The 16664-nt window shown below is 70.7% G+C and carries 13 protein-coding genes; 6 read left to right on the plus strand and 7 right to left on the minus strand.

What is annotated here, in order from left to right:
- Positions 1-262: 262 nt before the first annotated feature.
- The 4 genes from ACZ5K7_RS27440 to ACZ5K7_RS27455 form a co-directional block, all read right to left on the minus strand.
- The gene (locus ACZ5K7_RS27440) at positions 263-1645 is read right to left on the minus strand and encodes an alpha/beta hydrolase-fold protein (protein ID WP_468917182.1); all 1383 of its coding nucleotides are present in this window, start codon (positions 1643-1645) and stop codon (positions 263-265) included.
- Positions 1646-2202: 557 nt separating this feature from the next.
- Positions 2203-3261, minus strand: coding sequence for an LLM class flavin-dependent oxidoreductase (locus tag ACZ5K7_RS27445; protein WP_468917185.1), 1059 nt, complete (start codon positions 3259-3261; stop codon positions 2203-2205).
- Entirely contained in the window at positions 3261-3767 is a 507-nt protein-coding gene (locus ACZ5K7_RS27450; protein ID WP_468917188.1) for an SRPBCC family protein, read from the minus strand. Before ACZ5K7_RS27450 ends, ACZ5K7_RS27445 begins: the two co-directional genes overlap by 1 nt.
- A gap of 82 nt (positions 3768-3849) precedes the next feature.
- A complete protein-coding gene (locus tag ACZ5K7_RS27455; RefSeq protein ID WP_351696435.1) occupies positions 3850-4350 on the minus strand; it encodes a winged helix-turn-helix transcriptional regulator in 501 nt (166 codons plus the stop codon).
- A 168-nt stretch (positions 4351-4518) separates the two neighbouring features.
- On the opposite strand from ACZ5K7_RS27455, the gene ACZ5K7_RS27460 reads away from it, so the two are divergent.
- Together ACZ5K7_RS27460 and lpdA are read left to right on the plus strand one after the other, a co-directional pair.
- A complete protein-coding gene (locus tag ACZ5K7_RS27460) occupies positions 4519-5220 on the plus strand; it encodes an SDR family oxidoreductase (protein WP_468917191.1) in 702 nt (233 codons plus the stop codon).
- Positions 5221-5273: 53 nt separating this feature from the next.
- Positions 5274-6671 (plus strand): dihydrolipoyl dehydrogenase, encoded by a 1398-nt coding sequence (lpdA, locus tag ACZ5K7_RS27465; protein ID WP_351696431.1) that lies wholly within the window; start codon positions 5274-5276, stop codon positions 6669-6671.
- A 106-nt stretch (positions 6672-6777) separates the two neighbouring features.
- Here the strand turns inward: lpdA and ACZ5K7_RS27470 are convergent, their stop codons facing one another.
- Both ACZ5K7_RS27470 and ACZ5K7_RS27475 read right to left on the minus strand, forming a co-directional pair.
- Positions 6778-7191, minus strand: coding sequence for a VOC family protein (locus ACZ5K7_RS27470; protein ID WP_468917194.1), 414 nt, complete (start codon positions 7189-7191; stop codon positions 6778-6780).
- Positions 7192-7462: 271 nt separating this feature from the next.
- Entirely contained in the window at positions 7463-7996 is a 534-nt protein-coding gene (locus ACZ5K7_RS27475) for a winged helix-turn-helix transcriptional regulator (RefSeq protein WP_468917197.1), read from the minus strand.
- 73 nt (positions 7997-8069) lie between these two features.
- Between ACZ5K7_RS27475 and ACZ5K7_RS27480 the strand changes: the two genes are divergently transcribed.
- Positions 8070-9209 (plus strand): DNA alkylation repair protein, encoded by a 1140-nt coding sequence (locus ACZ5K7_RS27480; protein ID WP_468917200.1) that lies wholly within the window; start codon positions 8070-8072, stop codon positions 9207-9209.
- 75 nt (positions 9210-9284) lie between these two features.
- A complete protein-coding gene (locus ACZ5K7_RS27485; protein WP_351696421.1) occupies positions 9285-9635 on the plus strand; it encodes an ArsR/SmtB family transcription factor in 351 nt (116 codons plus the stop codon).
- A gap of 203 nt (positions 9636-9838) precedes the next feature.
- Here ACZ5K7_RS27485 and ACZ5K7_RS27490 read toward each other — a convergent pair whose 3' ends face one another.
- Complete coding sequence (locus tag ACZ5K7_RS27490) at positions 9839-10351, minus strand: MarR family winged helix-turn-helix transcriptional regulator (RefSeq protein ID WP_351696419.1); 513 nt, start codon at positions 10349-10351, stop codon at positions 9839-9841.
- A 62-nt stretch (positions 10352-10413) separates the two neighbouring features.
- Between ACZ5K7_RS27490 and ACZ5K7_RS27495 the strand changes: the two genes are divergently transcribed.
- Both ACZ5K7_RS27495 and ACZ5K7_RS27500 read left to right on the plus strand, forming a co-directional pair.
- A complete protein-coding gene (locus tag ACZ5K7_RS27495) occupies positions 10414-11688 on the plus strand; it encodes a multidrug effflux MFS transporter (RefSeq protein WP_468917205.1) in 1275 nt (424 codons plus the stop codon).
- 850 nt (positions 11689-12538) lie between these two features.
- Positions 12539-16621: a discoidin domain-containing protein gene (locus tag ACZ5K7_RS27500; RefSeq protein WP_468917208.1), complete on the plus strand. Its 4083-nt coding sequence runs from the start codon at positions 12539-12541 to the stop codon at positions 16619-16621.
- Positions 16622-16664: the final 43 nt, after the last annotated feature.

Consider the following 16664-nt stretch of genomic DNA (forward strand, 5'->3'; position numbering starts at 1 on the left):
GGTCCCGGGGAGGTGCCCCCCTATCGCCAGATGCGTCCCCGTCCGACGGCTGATGGCGTTCCGGATGAATATCCGGGCCGATTTCGATGCGCGTGGCACATCATGCCGATCGCGATGCGCGTGGCACATCACGCGGCCGGTCGTTTCGTCGCTCGCTCATTTCTGTCGGTCCGGCCGCCCGGCCGCCGACCGGGAATTCCCGGCGCCGGAAAACAACGGGGTGCCCGCCGGCCGTATGCCGGCGGGCACCCCGTTCGTCGGATCACAGGGACTGTTTCATGATCCAGTCACGGATTCCGGGGATGGAGTAGGCGATCTGCCAGGTGCCCATGTGCGCGCTCGTGGCGCCGGTGGTGCCGGTGACTGTGCCGGTCTGGAAGGTCGCGTAGTTCACGGTCGCCCGCTGCTTCTCCAGGTTGCGTACGTCCGCCGCGAACTGCGCGGCCGTGGAGCCCGCGTCCCACACCGCCGTGCCGACCCTGGTGCCCTCCGCCTGGATGACCGAGGTGATGGCGTTCTCGCCGGGGAAGGCCTTGTCGTCGTCCTGCGAGACGACGATCCACAGCTTCTTCTCCGCCAGCGGAGCGGCCTGGCTGTCCGGCCACTGCCCGGCGACGATGTAGGCGGCCGCGAACAGGTCCGGGTAGCGGATGTTCAGCCCGAGCGACAGCATCGCGCCCATTGACTGTCCGGTGGTGTACCGCCGCTTCGTGTCGATGCTGTACTGCTCCGACACCGACTCGACGAGATGCACGGTGGTCTCGAAGAGCGAGGTCGGCTGATAGGTGTCGTCGATGACGACCTCGCCGTACTCGGGCGCCAGCACGAACGACTCGTGCCGGGCCTGGGCCTCGGGGCTCGCCCAGCACACCGCGCCGAGCCCCTGGACCAGGGGGCCGACGGTGTCGACGTTGACGACGCCGGCATCGTGCATGAACAGCACCAACGGGTACTTCCTGCGCGGGTCGTAGCCCTTGGGCGTGAAGAGGTTGTACTTGAGCGACCTGCCGGTCTCCGGGTCGTCGAAGGTGAACTGCTCGAAGTCGTCGACGATCGGGTTCACCACCGCACTCGTGGCCACCGCCGTGCCGCTCGGCGCGTAGGACCTGCCATGGGTCGTGGTGACCGTGCCGGTCTGGGTGACGGTGGCCTTCGCCGGGACGATGGGGCCGCCAGGGGTCGTGTCGCCGGCCGTCGGACCGCCGCCACCGGGGCCGCCCGCGCCGCCCGACCCGCTGGGGGCCGGGGCCGGGCTGCTCGACGCGCCGACCGCGTCCTTGCCCCACAGCAGGGCCGCCCTGTCGTCGGGGGAGAGCTCCACGATGACATGGCGGCCGTCCCTGCCCCGCTCGGCGAGCGCGGCGGAGGTGTTGGCGTAGACCCTCGTGACCGTGCGGTCGGTGACCGCGAACGCCGAGGCTGACAGCGAGGAGCCGGCGATGGCACGGTCGTACTCGACCGCCACCGCGATGAGCTTCTGCCCTACGCCGTAGACCCTGGTGATCGCGGTGGCGCCGACGATGTGCCCGGCCTCTGACACCGGATTCGCCGGGTCCGGGGAGGCGGCCGCGACGGCGGTGCCGCCGAGTGCGGCCACGGTGCCGATCCCGGCGGAGCCGGCGATGAGCGTGCGCCTGGTTACCAAGACAAACTCCTTCATCGGTGGAGGTACGGCGGTGGAGGTACGACGGCGTGGGTACGGCGGTGGGGGTACGCCTTGGGGTGGGTGGCGTCAAAGTTTCTCCCCTCCGGCTGAAATCAATTGACCGCACGGATGGGACCCCTCGCTATATGGCGAGAAAATGCGGGTCGAGCGGGCGGTCGAGCGGGCGCCGGAAAAAAGAACACGCATTGCTGCGCCGACGCGCCGTGAGCGTTGCATCGGGGTGAGAGACCGTCAACAGAGGTGACGCGAGATCTAAGATTGCACGCGGCGAAAACATCTCATCGGCCCAGCTCGACGGCGGGCGCGAATTTCCTGTCGTTTTCCTTAGAATCCTGGAATGCGCGCGGTATATCGGCCGAGGGGCTCTGGGAATACATTCAGAACGGGGGACACGACAGTCGGAGGCCCTCGATGCGAGGACCTCCGACGGTGCGGCGAGGATCGGTCAACTGCCTTACAGGGCGCCCTTGATGGCGGAGCGGCGCAGCCTCCCTGTGCTGGGCGTCGTCGGGCCGGCGCCGGACGGCACCGTCGGCTCAGACGGCCCCGCCGACTTCGTGGACCAGCTCGATCGCCCTGCCCAGGGTGGAGAGCCGGTCCTCCAGGGTCGCCCCGGCCGGATAGAGACGGACCGTGTCGACGCCGGCGTCGCGCCAGACGGCCAGCCGCTCGCGCACCATGGCCTCCGTGCCGATCAGCGTCGTACCGAGCACCATCTCGTCGGTCACCAGGGCGGCCGCGCCGTCCCGGTCACCCGCCTGCCAGCGCTCGTGGACCTCGGCGGCGACCTCGGCCCAGCCCTGGCGGCTGTAGGCGCCGTTGTAGAAGTTGGTGGACGCCGACCCCATGCCGCCCAGGCTGAAGGCGAGTTCCTTCTTGCGGCCGGCGACCATCGTGCCGAGCGCCTCCTCGTCGGGCGCGAAGGCGACCTCGGCGCCCTGGCAGACGTCCAGGTCCGCGCGGGTACGACCGCTGCGGGCCAGGCCCTCGTCGAGGTGGGCGAAGTAGGCGTCGGCCGCGCCCTCGGGTACGAAGCTGGTGCCCAGCCAGCCGTCGGCGACCTCGCCGGTCAGTCGCAGCATGGCCGGGGACAGGGCGGCGAGATAGATCGGGATCTCGTGCTCGGCACGCATCGACAGCCGCATCGGAACGGCTTCGCCGCCGGGCAGCGGGACGTTGAACTCGGCGCCGGAGTAGGCGAGTCGGCCGCCGTCGAGTACCCGCCGGACGATCTCCACCGTCTCCCGCATGCGCCGCAGCGGCCGGGCGAAGGGCACGCCGTGCAGTCCCTCGATCACCTGCGGGCCGGAGGCGCCGAGGCCCAGCAGGAAGCGCCCGCCGGACAGGTTGGAAAGGGTGATGGCCGTCTGGGCCACGGCTGTCGGGGTCCGGGTGCCCAGTTGCATGACACCGGAGCCGAGCAGCATCCGGTCGGTGAGGGCCGCGTAGTACCCGAGCGCGGAGGGCGCGTCGGAGCCCCAGGCCTCGGCGACCCAGCAGATGTCCAGGCCCAGCTTCTCCGCCTCGACGACGAAGTCGCCCGTCCGGGACCAGTGTTCGCCGCCCGAGGCCTCGATCGTGGTGGCCGTCCGCATCACGCCTCCGCCCGCTGCTTGATCTGCGCGAGGGTGGCCGTGATGCCGCGCTCGAACTCCCGCAGCCGTACGAACACGATCTTCTGTTCCCTGTCGGGCATCCGGTCGATCGCCACCGACAGCCCCGAACGCCCCGGCCCCAGCTGCATCCACTGCGACAGTTCGGTCCCGCCCTTGTCGGAGCGCAGCCGGAACCGCCAGACCGCGGAGGGTTCGGCGGGGTCCTGCACGGCCCAGGCGAGCACCGACGACGGTTCGCACTCGATCACGTGGGAGGTGGTCTCCCACGTGCCGAACGCCTCGTGCTCGCTGCGACCGACGAACCGGGCGCCCACCGCAGGACCGGCCGCGCCGTCCAGCCAGGCGACGGACCGGAGTTCCTCGCTCATGTCCGGCATCAGTTCGACGTCGCTGACCAGGGCCCACACCTTCTCCGGTGGGGCGTCGATCCAGGTCCGCACCTCGACCGTGGGTTTGTCCGCGTAGCGTGCGCCCGTCCACTCCAAGGTCGTCGGCCTCCTCGCCGTCAAGGATCTGACCTCAAGAGTTGCGTTATGAGACTCTGCCTGTCAAGGGGGAGCGCCGTGCTCAGTCGGTGCCGAACCGCCGTCGTATGTCCGGCCGCTGCCTGAGCCGCTCGGGATAGCCGGGCCCCATCCGCATCGAGGTCTCCTCGGCCCGCAGCGGTGTCCGGCACTGGGCGCAGACCACCTCCGCCGCGGTGTCGTGGTCGCAGGCGTCGTGATGGAACACCACGGGCACCCCCCGCTCCCCGGCCAGCCAGCGGTCGCCCCACGCGGACATCGCGGCGAGCACGGCGAACAGGTCCCGCCCCTTCTCCGTGAGGACGTAGTCGTAGCGCGGCGGCTCGGCCTCGTACAGCCGCTTCTCCAGGATCCGCTCGTCGACCAGGTGGCGCAGCCGGTCGGTCAACGTGTTGCGGGCGATGCCCAGTTCCTGCTGGAACTCGTCGAAGCGACGGATCCCGTAGAACGCTTCCCGCACCACCAGCGGCGTCCAGTGGTCACCCAGCAGATCGACGGTCCGTGCGATGGAGCACGGCCACTTGGCGAACGACGTCCGTTTCATGTCCTTACGATAGCGAGTCTCATGAGAAAACTCAGCTGACGATGATGGCGATGATGTGTGGCATCGGCTTGCCGGCGACCGGTCGCGTACGGGCCGCGTGGACAGCGATGCCCACTGCGCTTTGACTGGTCATGACGGGTTTCCCGCTGCGAAACGAGGTGTTCGGCCATGAAGATCGAGGGATCGGTCGCGGTGGTGACCGGAGCGAACCGGGGGATCGGACTGGCGTTCTCGCGTGCGCTGCTGGCCCGGGGCGCGTCCAAGGTGTACGCGGGCGTCCGCCGGCCCGAGGACTTCACCGAGCCCGGAATGGAGCCGTTGCGCCTCGACGTCACCGACCACGACCAGGTCGCGGCCGCCGCACGGACGGTGTCCGACGCGACCATCGTGATCAACAACGCGGGCATCCAGGGCGGGCCACCCCTGCTGGAGAACGGCTCCCTGGACGGCGCCCGGCGGGAGCTGGAGGTGAACTATCTCGGCACCTGGGCCGTCTCCCGCGCCTTCGCGCCGGTCCTCGCGGCCAACGGCGGGGGAGCCCTGGTGAACATGCTGTCCGTGGCCTCCTGGCGGGCGAACAGCCGGTTCCCCAGCTACGCGGCGTCGAAGTCCGCTCAGTGGTCGCTGACCAACGCGCTGCGACTGGCCCTGCGGGACCAGGGGACACTCGTCGTCGGTGTGCACGTCGGCTACGTGGAGACCGATGCCACCACGGAGATCGCCGGCCCGAAGATCGACCCGGCCGAAGTGGCGGCGCAGACCATGGACGCCCTCGCCCGGGACGAGCCCGAAGTGCTGGTCGACGAGACGAGCCGGAAGGTGCGCGCCGCCCTGTCCGGGCCGCTCGATCTCATCTACGGCACCGCCTGATCGTGCGACGGTGGAGTCAGCAGACCGACTCAACCCAATGGTGAGGTGGAGCCATGCAAACCGACTTCGATGTCGTCGTCCTGGGGGCCGGGCCGGGCGGCTACGTGGCCGCGATCCGGGCCGCCCAGCTGGGCCTGCGCACCGCCATCGTGGAGGGCCGGTTCTGGGGCGGTGTCTGCCTGAACATCGGCTGTATCCCGGCGAAGGCGCTGCTGCGCAACGCCGAGGTGGCCCAGCTGATCCTGCACGACGCGGAGAAGTTCGGCGTGAAGATCAGCGGCGAGGTGGGCCTGGACTACCGCGCTGCCTACGAACGCAGCCGGGTGGTGGCCGACGGACGGGTCAAGGGCGTCGGCTTTCTCATGCGCAAGAACAAGATCGAGCAGTTCGAGGGGCAGGGCACCTTCCTGGACCCCCACACCCTGCAGGTGCGCATGCAGGACGGCGAGACGACACTCTCCTTCCGCTCCTGCATCATCGCGACCGGCTCGACCGTGAAGCTGCTGCCCGGGACCACCCTGGGCCGGCGCGTCGTCACCTACGAGGAGCAGATCCTCTCCGACAGCCTGCCCGCCAGCATGGTCATCGCGGGTGCCGGCGCCATCGGCATCGAGTTCGCCTATCTGCTGCGGTCCTACGGCGTCGAGGTCACGCTGGTGGAGTTCCTGGACCGGATCGCGCCCCTGGAGGACGAGGAGGTCTCCGCCGAACTCACCCGGCGCTTCAAACGGCAGGGCATCCGCGTGCTGACCTCGACGGCCGTTCAGGCCATCGAGGAGACCGAGGAGAACGTCCGCGTGACCGTCCGCCAGGGCGACACGGAACAGGTCCTGGAGGCGGAGAAGGTCCTGCAGGCCACCGGCTTCCAGCCGCGCACGGCCGGCTACGGACTGGCCGCCACCGGGGTACGGCTCACCGAGCGCGGTGCCATCGACATCGACGGGTACTGCCGTACCAGCCAGCCGCACATCTACGCCATCGGCGATGTCACGGCGAAGCTGATGCTGGCGCACACCGCCGAGGCGATGGGCATCGTCGCCGCCGAGAGCATCGCCGGCGCGGAGACGATGGAGCTGGACTACCGCATGATCCCGCGGGCCACGTTCTGCCAGCCGCAGATCGCCAGCTTCGGCTGGACCGAGGCGGAGGCCCGCGCCGAGGGGTTCGACGTCCGCGTGGCGAAGTTCCCCTTCATGGCCAACGCCAAGGCCCACGGCTTCGGCGACACGGTCGGGTTCGTGAAACTGGTCAGCGACGCCCGCTACGGCGAACTCCTCGGCGGCCACCTGATCGGCCCGGACGTGACCGAACTGCTGCCCGAGCTGACGCTGGCCCAGAAGTGGGACCTCACGGTGACCGAACTCGCCCGCAACGTCCACGCCCACCCGACGCTGAGCGAAGCGGTCCAGGACGCCCTGCACGGACTCGCCGGACACATGATCAACCTCTGACGGCGGGCCTCGGGACCCGAGTTGGCGTGTGTCCGTCGCTGTCGCTGTCGCTGTCGCTGTCGCTGTCGTAGGAGGCGGTGACGGCGACGGACACACCGCCGGGTCGCTAGGGGCGGACGTACGGCCGGGTCATGATCTCCATGTTGTGGCCGTCCGGGTCCTCGAAGTAGGCGCCCCGGCCCCCGAACAGGCCGTTCACGCCCCCGGGCCGGGTGTGGTGGGGGTCGGCGTAGTAGGTGACGCCGTCCGCCTCCAGCCGGGCGATCATGCCGTCGAACCGTTCCTCGGGCACGAGGAAGGCGTAGTGCTGGGACTGGATCGGCTCGTCCCGCTTCTCGTAGTAGTCGAGCGTCACGCCGTTGCCGAGGTCGACGGGCAGGAACGGCCCCAGCGGGGCGCCGACCCGCAGGCCCAGGACGCCGGCGAGGAACGCGGCGGACCGGTACCGGTCACTGGCGTAGACGGCCGTGTGGTTCAGCTGGACGGCGGCCGCCGACGACTCGGCATCGTGCGCATGCATCTGGTCATGCGGGTGCTTCTGGTCAAAGGACAAGGGAGTCTCCGGTCTGGTGATCTGCTGGGGCTGGGCGCCGTATACGGGCACACAGGCGCCGGTGGCGAAGACGCGGAGAAGACGGCGGGCCTCTGGCCCGCCCCGGGCTCACGCCGAGGCCGGGAACCTCACTCGTGCATGGCCCATGGCCGACCCGGCAGTCACCCGGCCGACCCTAGCGACCGTCACGGGCCGGGGCAACGGAGTTGTACGGTTCCGGACGGCCCCGGCCGTGCGCTCACGCCGTACCCGCTCCACCGCCGGCGCCACGCGCACCGCACCGCCGGTCCAGTTCCGCATAGCGCTCGCGCATCGCCCCGCCGGCGGCCGGACCCGCGGTGAACACGTACGCCTCGCTGTCGTCGAGGCTCCTGCCGGTGCGCGCGTCGACCAGGACCGTTTCGGCCTCCTCGCCGGTCTCGGCGTCGACGAGGATCATCGAGCGGTCCTGCGCGGCGAGGTGCTGGTTGCCCCAGGCGGCCAGGGCGACGATCACGGGCCGCAGGGAGCGCCCGCGCTCGGTGAGGACGTACTCGTGGCGGACCGGGTTCGTCCGGTAGGGCCGGCGCTCCAGCAGACCGTCGGCGACCAGGGTCTTCAGGCGGGCGGTGAGCATGCCGGCGGAGATCTTCAGGCTCTGCTGGAACCGGTCGAAGCGCGTGGAGCGGTCGAAGGCGTCATGGAGGATCAGCAGCGTCCACCACTCGCCGGCATGCTGCACCGTGGCCGACAGCGGACACTCACGGTCCGCCGGCCCGGTCCGGCTCGGCATCACACCCTCCCCACTTACTGCTAAATTAGAAGTAACTCACTTCCACTCTAGCGAGATCCTTTTTGGAGGACGCATGCCCACCGCGGACGAGCTGATCAGTCCCGACAGCATCCGTCGTCTGGCTGTCATCCTCCAGGAGGCCGCACCCGGTACCTCACGCTGGGAGACCGTCGCGGACAGCCCGGCACTGCTCGGCCCGCTCGGCCTCAGCGAGCGGGCCCGGACGGTGGGTGACGCGCTCCTGGCCGACTGCGGCCGTGACTACGAGGAACTGGCCCGGGCCGTACGACAGGCCCTCACCCGTGCCGACCTGACGGGCTGGATGATCTGGCCGGTCACCGAAGCCGTCGCCGCCGCTGCCACCGCATCGGACACCGCCCGGCACTTCGACGACGGCCTGGAGCTGCTGGCGCGGCTCACGCCCCGCCTGACCGGCGAGTTCGCGCTCCGCACCTTCCTCGACGCGGACCTGGACCGCACTCTGGCGACGGCCCTGACCTGGACCGACTCCCCGGACCCGGCCGTACGCCGACTGGCGAGCGAGGGCAGCCGCCCCAAACTCCCCTGGGCCCGCCAGGTGCCCGCGCTCAACCGTTACCCCGGAGTCACGGTGCCCCTGCTGGACCGGCTGCACGCGGACGCCTCCGAGGTGGTGCGGCGTTCGGTGGCGAACCACCTCAACGACATCTCCCGACTCGACGCCGGACTGGCCGCCGAGACCGCCGCCCGCTGGCTGCGGAACCCGGCGCCCACCACCTCCGCCCTGGTGCGCCACGCGATGCGCACCCTCGTGAAGAAGGGCGAGCCGGCCGCTCTGGAGCTGGTCGGTTTTCACGGCGGTGGCGAGGACCTGAAGGTGGTGGGTCCGCTGCTGGCGGAGACCGATGTCCCCATGGGCGGAGACCTCGTCTTCACCGCGCGCATCACCAACGTGTCGGGCAGGCCGGTGTCCCTCGCCGTCGACTACGTCGTCCACCACCTGAAGGCGAACGGGAAGCTCGCGCCGAAGGTGTTCAAGCTCGCCAAGCGGGAGCTGGCCCCGGGAGAGTCGGCCGACGTGACGCGCAGCCACTCGTTCCGGCCCATCACCACCCGCGTCTACTATCCGGGCGCCCACGCCGTGCAGCTCCAGGTCAACGGGCATCGCTTCGACATGGCGGATTTCCAGCTCCTGAAGGCCGAAGAACCGCTGGCGCGCGGCTCGCGGGAATGATCTCGGGCTCGCCGGTGGTTTCGATGACGGTCGTACTATGACGTGACGTTCCCGAAGCCACCCCGAGGAGCCACCGTGGCCCGCCCCCGTACCACCGCACGCACAGTGGAGCACCCCGAGCTGTCGGAGGTCTCGCTCCAGCAGGTGCTGGAGGCGCTGGTGGATCCGGTACGACGTCTGGTGGTGACGCAGCTGGTCCGCGCGGGCGAGGACCTGACCTGCGGGACGTTCCAGGCGCCCGTGTCGCTCTCGACGCTGACCCACCACTTCAACGTGCTGCGCGAGGCCGGCGTGATCCGCCAGTACTACGTCGGGACGGCCAAGATGAACACGCTCCGCGCCGACGAGATGGAGGAGCGCTTTCCCGGCCTGCTGGCGGCCGTCCTGGCCGCCTCGGCCGCGGAGGAGAAGGCGCGCGAGGCCTGAGGCGAGCGACGGAGCCGCCGCTGACCTCCGCGTGCAGGAACAGGCCGTCGGCACCGGCACCGGCTACGGCGTAGGCCGCCAGGGTGTGCGCGCCGGCCTGGTCCAGGGCGGGGAGAGGGAGGTGATCACCTCGGCGATCCGCCGGTGGGAGACGCTTCGGACCTGGACCGCACGGCCGCGGGGCTCGGTGGGACGGCGTTGGATCAGAGGTGCCCCACCTGCGCCTCCATGGCCCCCACCAGCCTGCGCAGCGCCGTGGTCACCTGCCCGCGGTCCTCTCCCAGGCCTGCCAACAGGCCGATCTCGATGGCGAGTTGCCGAGGGAAGAGGTCGTCGACCGCCTTGGCTCCGGCCTCGGTGATGGTGACCAGGGCGGCACGCCGGTCGGCCGGGTTGGGAGTGCGGGCGATGAAGCCGCGTTTCTCCAGCTTTCCGAGGGTCTTGCTGACGCCCGCCCGGGACAGCCCCAGCCGCTCGGCCAGGCTGCGGGCGATGAACGGCCCGGTCGCGTGCCGCAGGGGGATCAGCATGTCGACCTCGGGTGCGGTGAGGGCGGCGCCCGCGTAGAGGGGTTCCACGGCGCGGTTGAGCAGGCCCGTGGCGTGTTTGAGCAGGCCGACCAGCTCCATGGGGGAGGTGTCCAGGCCGGGGTTGTGGGCGGACCACTGCGCACCGACGTCGGCTGCGGAGGGGGACGGGGAGGTGTGAGTGGGCATGCGGCTCGTCTTCTCGTTCCGGATATTTGTTAGCTGGTGAACTATCGGTTACCTTTATTTTCATGGTAGCTCCGTCATCCTCGCGCAACGATTCCGACGCCGTCCCCGACACCACCGGGCCAGCGCCGTCGGGCGGTACGGCCACCGCCCTGATCGCCGTGCTCGGCGCGCTGACCGCCGTCGCCCCGCTCGCGACGGACATGTACGTCCCCGGCTTTCCCGCGCTGGGGGAGGCGCTCGGAGCGAGCAGCTCGGCCGTGCAGCTCACGATGACCGCGTTCCTCGCCGGACTCGTCGTCGGTCAGCTGGTCATCGGGCCGCTCAGTGACGGGCTCGGCCGGCGCCGGCTGCTGACGGCCGGGACGGGCGGGTTCGTCCTGTTCTCCGTCGCCTGTGCCCTCGCTCCGAACATCGCCGTCCTGACCGGCGCCCGCTTCCTGCAGGGGGTGGCCGGTGCGGCGGGCATGGTACTGGCCAGGGCGGTCCTCACCGACCGCTTCCACGGACCCGAACTGCCGCGCTACTTCGCGGTGTTGTCGCAGGTGATCGGCGTGGCACCGGTCGCGGCGCCGGTGCTCGGCGGGGCCGTCCTGGCCGTGTCCACCTGGCGGACCGTCTTCGCCGTGCTGGCCGTGCTCGGCGTACTGCTCCTGCTCGCCGTGGTGCGGGCGGTGCCCGAGTCGCTGCCGCCCGAACGTCGCCACGACGGCGGACTCGCCAGCACCTTCCGGGCCATGGGCGCACTGCTCGCCTGCCGGACGTTCATGGGCTACGTCCTGGTCGTCGCCCTCGTGTCGGCCGCGATGTTCACCTACATCAGTGGCTCCAGCTTCGTCTTCGAGAACCTCCACGGGGTCTCGTCGACGACGTACTCCCTGATCTTCGCGACCAACGCCGTCGCCATGCTGGCCGGCGGGGCGACCTTCGCCCGCCTGGCGGGGCGTGGCACACGCCTGAACACGATGCTCTCGGCCGGAGTCGGGATCGCCCTGCTGGGCGCGCTCGCCCAGGTCCTGCTGGTGCTGACCGCGGGCGAGACCCTCGCGGGAACCTGGAGCACCCTGTTCCTGACCGCGGCGGGCATCGGCCTGGTCTTCCCGAGCGCCATGAGCATCGGCCAGACGGTCGGCCGCACGGCGCCGGGCGCCGCCTCGGCACTCCTGGGCGGCCTCCAGTTCCTCTTCGGCGCCCTGGCCGCACCGCTGGTGGGGGTGTTCGGGGAGGACAGTTCCCGGCCGATGGCGCTCATCATGCTGATCTCACTGGTGGCGGCGGCGCTGGCGCTGACGGGCCTGGCCAGGCCGTGGGAAGGGAACGGGGAACCGGTACGGGCGTAGCGACGGACGACCTTGCCGGATCTCCCGCGACGTGCCTCGATGTCCCGGGATTTCCCGCGCGGGGGCGCAGTGGTCGTGGACCGGGCGTGGGGTGGGGGAGAGCCGGGTGACCGGGAGGGTTAGGCCGGCACGGTCCGCGACCGTGTGCGGCAGCCACCCCGCTGTCGCCGATGAGTCGCTTCCCGTCGGCGGCCACGGACGGCCGCCGGTCCCACCCGGCTCACTCGCTCACTCGCTCACGCGAAGGGTGCCGGGCCGCCCGCCGGGCCCCGGCCGTGGTGGTCCCGATCGGCCTGCTGGGCCGGCTGCCCCTGTACGTGGCGGGCCGACATGACGGCAGCCGACGACATCTCGCCGGCCGTGGCCAGGGCGTTCTACGACCGCATGCCCCCCGGCGGGCCCGTTCGGCCGACAGGGGTCCCGCCCTCGCGCTGGATGCGGCTCCGCACCAGGTGCGGGCCGAACATCCTGGCCGGGAGGTGCAGTTCGGGGGTGTTCATGCACATCGGGGCGTGACGGCCACGACCGGCCCCGGGCGCCCGCACAGGGGTGACGTCGCACCCGTGAACGCGCCGCTTCACCAGATCGCCGGACTCGCAGAGGCCCCGAAGCCGGTCCGGCCGCGCGCTTCCCGCCCGGACGGAGTACCCCCGATCCGTCCGAACCCCGGCGTGCGGCACGGAACTTCCCCGGACGCTCCCCACCTGCGGCTCGGCACGGATGTCCGCACCAGGGGTTGACAGGAAGCTGCTCACGCCACAGCCTTTGGCAACGTTGTCATTCTGCTCGGTGCGGGGTGCGCGGAGCCGCTTCGGCTCACCCCGCCGCTTTTTGATGGGACGTCAGATTCATGACCGATCAATCGGATCCGTGGCGCAATCCGTCGCGGCGGTCCATAGTCGCCACGGGCTCCACCCTGTTGGCCGGGTTCGGACTCGGCTCGGCGCTCCCCGCCGTGACCGCGGCCGCCGCCACGGGCCGACCTGCGCAACCCGACTCGCCTCTCGAGCTCGCGCTCAACCGGCCCGTCTCGGTCTCCTCGACGGCCTACGCCCCCACGCCCGGATCCTTCGCGGTCGACCGGCTCACCACACGCGGCGTGCGGGGCAGCGGATGGCGGGCGGAGGCCGGCGACCCGCAGTGGATCACCGTCGATCTGCAGGCCGTGTGCGAGGTCACCTGGATCCGCCTGACCTTCGAAGCCGACGCCGCGGACCCGGTGTTCACCCCGCCCACCAGTGGAAACCCGGCCGACGGCACCACCGGCAAGGAGATCCTGTCGAGCTACGCGGTGGACTGCGTGGTCGAGACCTCCCTGGACAAGAAGTCGTGGACGAGTGTCTACCGCACCACCGCCGGCACCGGCGGAGCCGTGGACATCCAGCTTCCCCGCCCGGTGTCGGCGCGCTGGGTGCGCATGACGTCCCGCAAGCGCTCCAGCCCCCTGCCCCTCGGACTCAACGGCTTCGAGGTGTACGGCACCCCCGACGGGCACCGTCCCACGGTGACGGGCTGGACCGACTGGGGCACCCGGCACGGCACGGTGCCCGGGCTGACCGTCGCCGACGACGGTACGGTGCCGGTGGAGTCCGGCTGGCGGCTCACCCTGGACGACTGGGCCGGCGCCGACGGTCCCGGCCTGTCGAAGACCTCCGTCGACACCAGCCGCTGGCTGCCGGCTACCGTCCCCGGCACGGTCCTGGCCTCCCTCGTGGACCAGGGCAAGCTGCCGGACCCGGTCGCCGGGCTGAACAACCTGCACATCCCCGAGGCGCTGTCGCGGCACTCCTGGTGGTACAAGCGGGACTTCGAGCTGCCGCACGGCCTGCGCACCGGGTCCGGCCGCAGGATCTGGCTGGAGTTCGACGGCGTCAACCACCAGGCCGACGTCTGGCTCAACGGTGAGCGGGTCGGCGACCTGACGTACCCGTTCGCCCGCTCCTCGTACGACGTGACCAGGCTGCTCGCCGCCGACGGCGCGAACGCGCTGGCCGTCAAGATCACGCCGATGCCGGTGCCCGGCAGCCCCGGTGACAAGGGTCCCCTGGGCGAGTCCTGGGTGGACGCGGGCGCCGGGCAGATGAACCTCAACTCGCCCACCTACCTGGCCTCCTCGGGCTGGGACTGGATGCCGGCCGTCCGCGACCGTGCGGCGGGCATCTGGAACCACGTCCGGCTGAGATCCACCGGGCAGGTCGTCATCGGCGACCCGCGGGTGGACACCGTCCTGCCGAAGCTGCCGGACGTCTCGGTCGCCGAGCTGACGATCGTCGTCCCCGTCCGGAACGCCGACTCCACCGACCGCCGTGCGACGGTCTCCGCGGCCTTCGACGGCATCCGGGTGTCCGAGGCCGTCACCGTCCCGGCCGGCGAGAGCGTCGACGTGGTCTTCGCCCCCGCCGCCTTCGGGCAGTTGCGGCTGCGCGACCCCAGGCTGTGGTGGCCCAACGGCCTGGGCGAGCCGAACCTGCACGACCTCACGCTCACCGCGTCGGTCGACGGCGCCGAGAGCGACCGGCGCACCACCCGCTTCGGCATCCGTCAGTTCGGCTACGAGTACGAGGTGCCGCTGCCGTTCACCGCGTCCGGTGACTCCTACCTCCAGTCCGTCACCTTCGACCGGCGGCAGGCCCGGTACGTCCGTGTCAACTGCCGTACCCGGGCCACCTCTTGGGGAAGTTCCCTGTGGACCCTGGCCGTGCGGGACAGTACCCGGCCGGCCACCGACCTCGCCCTGCACGCCCCCGCCGACGCCTCCAGCACGGACGGCGACGACCACGGCGCGGCCAACGTGACCGACGGCGATCCGGGCACCCGCTGGTCCTCGGCGTACGAGGACGACCAGTGGATCCGCGTCGACCTGGGCTCGGCACAGTCCTTCGACCGGGTCGACCTCACCTGGGAGCAGGCGTACGCCAAGGCCTTCGTGGTGCAGGTCTCCGCGGACGGCTCCGAGTGGACCGACGCGAAGGCCGTGGACAACGGAGCCGTGCCGCTGCCGTTCAGCAACGGCGACGCCAGCCTCCAGGTCGAGGACTTCGACCAGCGGACGGCCCGCTACGTCCGTATCAACTGTGGTCTGCGCAACACCAGTTGGGGCAACTCGCTGTGGTCCCTGAGCGTCGTCGACCGTGCCGTCCCCGGCACCGACCTCGCCCTGCACAAGACGGCGAAGGCCTCGACCGAGGACTCCGGCCATCCCGCCACACATGCCACCGACGGTGACGCGGGCACCCGTTGGTCGTCGCAGTACGAGGACCACCAGTGGATCCAGGTGGACCTGGGCTCCGCGCAGAAGTTCGACCGGGTGGCGATCGTCTGGGAGACGGCGTACCCGAAGACCTACGTCATCCAGGTGTCCGACGACGGCGAGCAGTGGACCGACGTCAAGTCCGTGTCCAACACGCCCGATCCGCTGAAGATCTCCGTCAACGGCGTGCGGGTGCTGGCCCGCGGCGGCAACTGGGGCTGGGACGAACTGCTGCGCAGGATGCCGCCGGAGCGGATGGACGCGGCGGTGCGGATGCACCGCGACATGAACTTCACCATGATCCGCAACTGGGTCGGCAGCAGTGACCGGGAGGAGTTCTTCGCTGCCTGCGACCGGCACGGCATCCTCGTCTGGAACGACTTCCCGAACGCCTGGGCCATGGACCCGCCGGACCACGACGCGTTCAACTCGACCGCGCGGGACACCGTGTTGCGCTACCGCATCCACCCCTGCGTGGCCGTCTGGTGCGGGGCGAACGAGGGCAACCCGCCCGCCGCCATCGACAAGGGGATGCGCGAGGCCGTCGAGCAGCAGGTTCCCGGCCTGCTCTACCAGAACAACTCGGCCGGCGGCATCGTCACGGGCGGCGGCCCCTACGGCTGGGTCGAGCCGGAGAAGTACTTCGACCCCGGCACCTACGGCAGCAAGGACTTCGGCTTCCACACCGAGATCGGCATGCCGGTGGTCTCCACCGCGGCGAGCCTGCGCAACATGACGGGCGACGAGCCCGAGTGGCCCATCCGCGGCGCCTGGTACTACCACGACTGGAGCGAGCGCGGGAACCAGGCGCCGCAGAACTACAAGGCCGCCGTCGAGTCCCGCCTCGGCGAGGCAGCCGGCCTCGACGACTTCGCCCGCAAGGCGCAGTTCGTCAACTACGAGAACACCCGGGCCATGTTCGAGGCGTGGAACGCCAACCTCTGGGACAACGCCAGCGGCCTGATGCTGTGGATGTCCCACCCGGCCTGGCACAGCACCGTCTGGCAGACCTACGACTACGACTTCGACGTCAACGGCACCTACTACGGCGCCCGTTCCGCCTGCGAACCGCTGCATGTCCAGGCGGACCCGGTGAAGTGGCAGGTCCTGGCGGTCAATCACACCCGCGCGGACCTCAAGGACGCCACCGTCACCGCCCGCCTGTACGACCTGTCCGGCCGGCAGCTCGGCAGGAGCAGGACCGCCCGGGTGGACGTGGCACGGGCCACCACGACGGAGGCGTTCACCGCCGGCTGGACCGACGACCTGCCCGACCTGCACCTGCTGCGGCTGACCCTGGAGGACGCCCACGGCAGGGAGCTGTCCCGCAACACCTACTGGCGCCACCGCTCACCCGCCGCCATGCAGGCCCTCAACAAGGCCAGGCAGGTGAACATGTCCGGCTCCATCGGGCAGGTGTCCCGTGCCGGCGACCGTCACGAACTGACCGCCACCGTCCGCAACCGCGGTTCGGCCGTCGCCGCCATGGTCCGGCTGTCCCTGGTGGACGAGGCCCGTGGCCACCGGGTGCTGCCGACCCTCTACAGCCACAACTACCTGTGGCTGCTGCCCGGCGAATCGCAGACCGTCAACCTGTCCTGGCCGTCAGGGGTCCTCCCTTCACGCCGTCCGGCGCTGACGGTGGAGGCCTACAACAGCCGCGCGACGACGATCCGCCCCTGACCGGGGGGCCGCGCGTTCCCGCCGAGGGCACACCGCACGGCCC

The sequence above is a fragment of the Streptomyces sp. NPDC031497 genome, assembly GCF_055580905.1.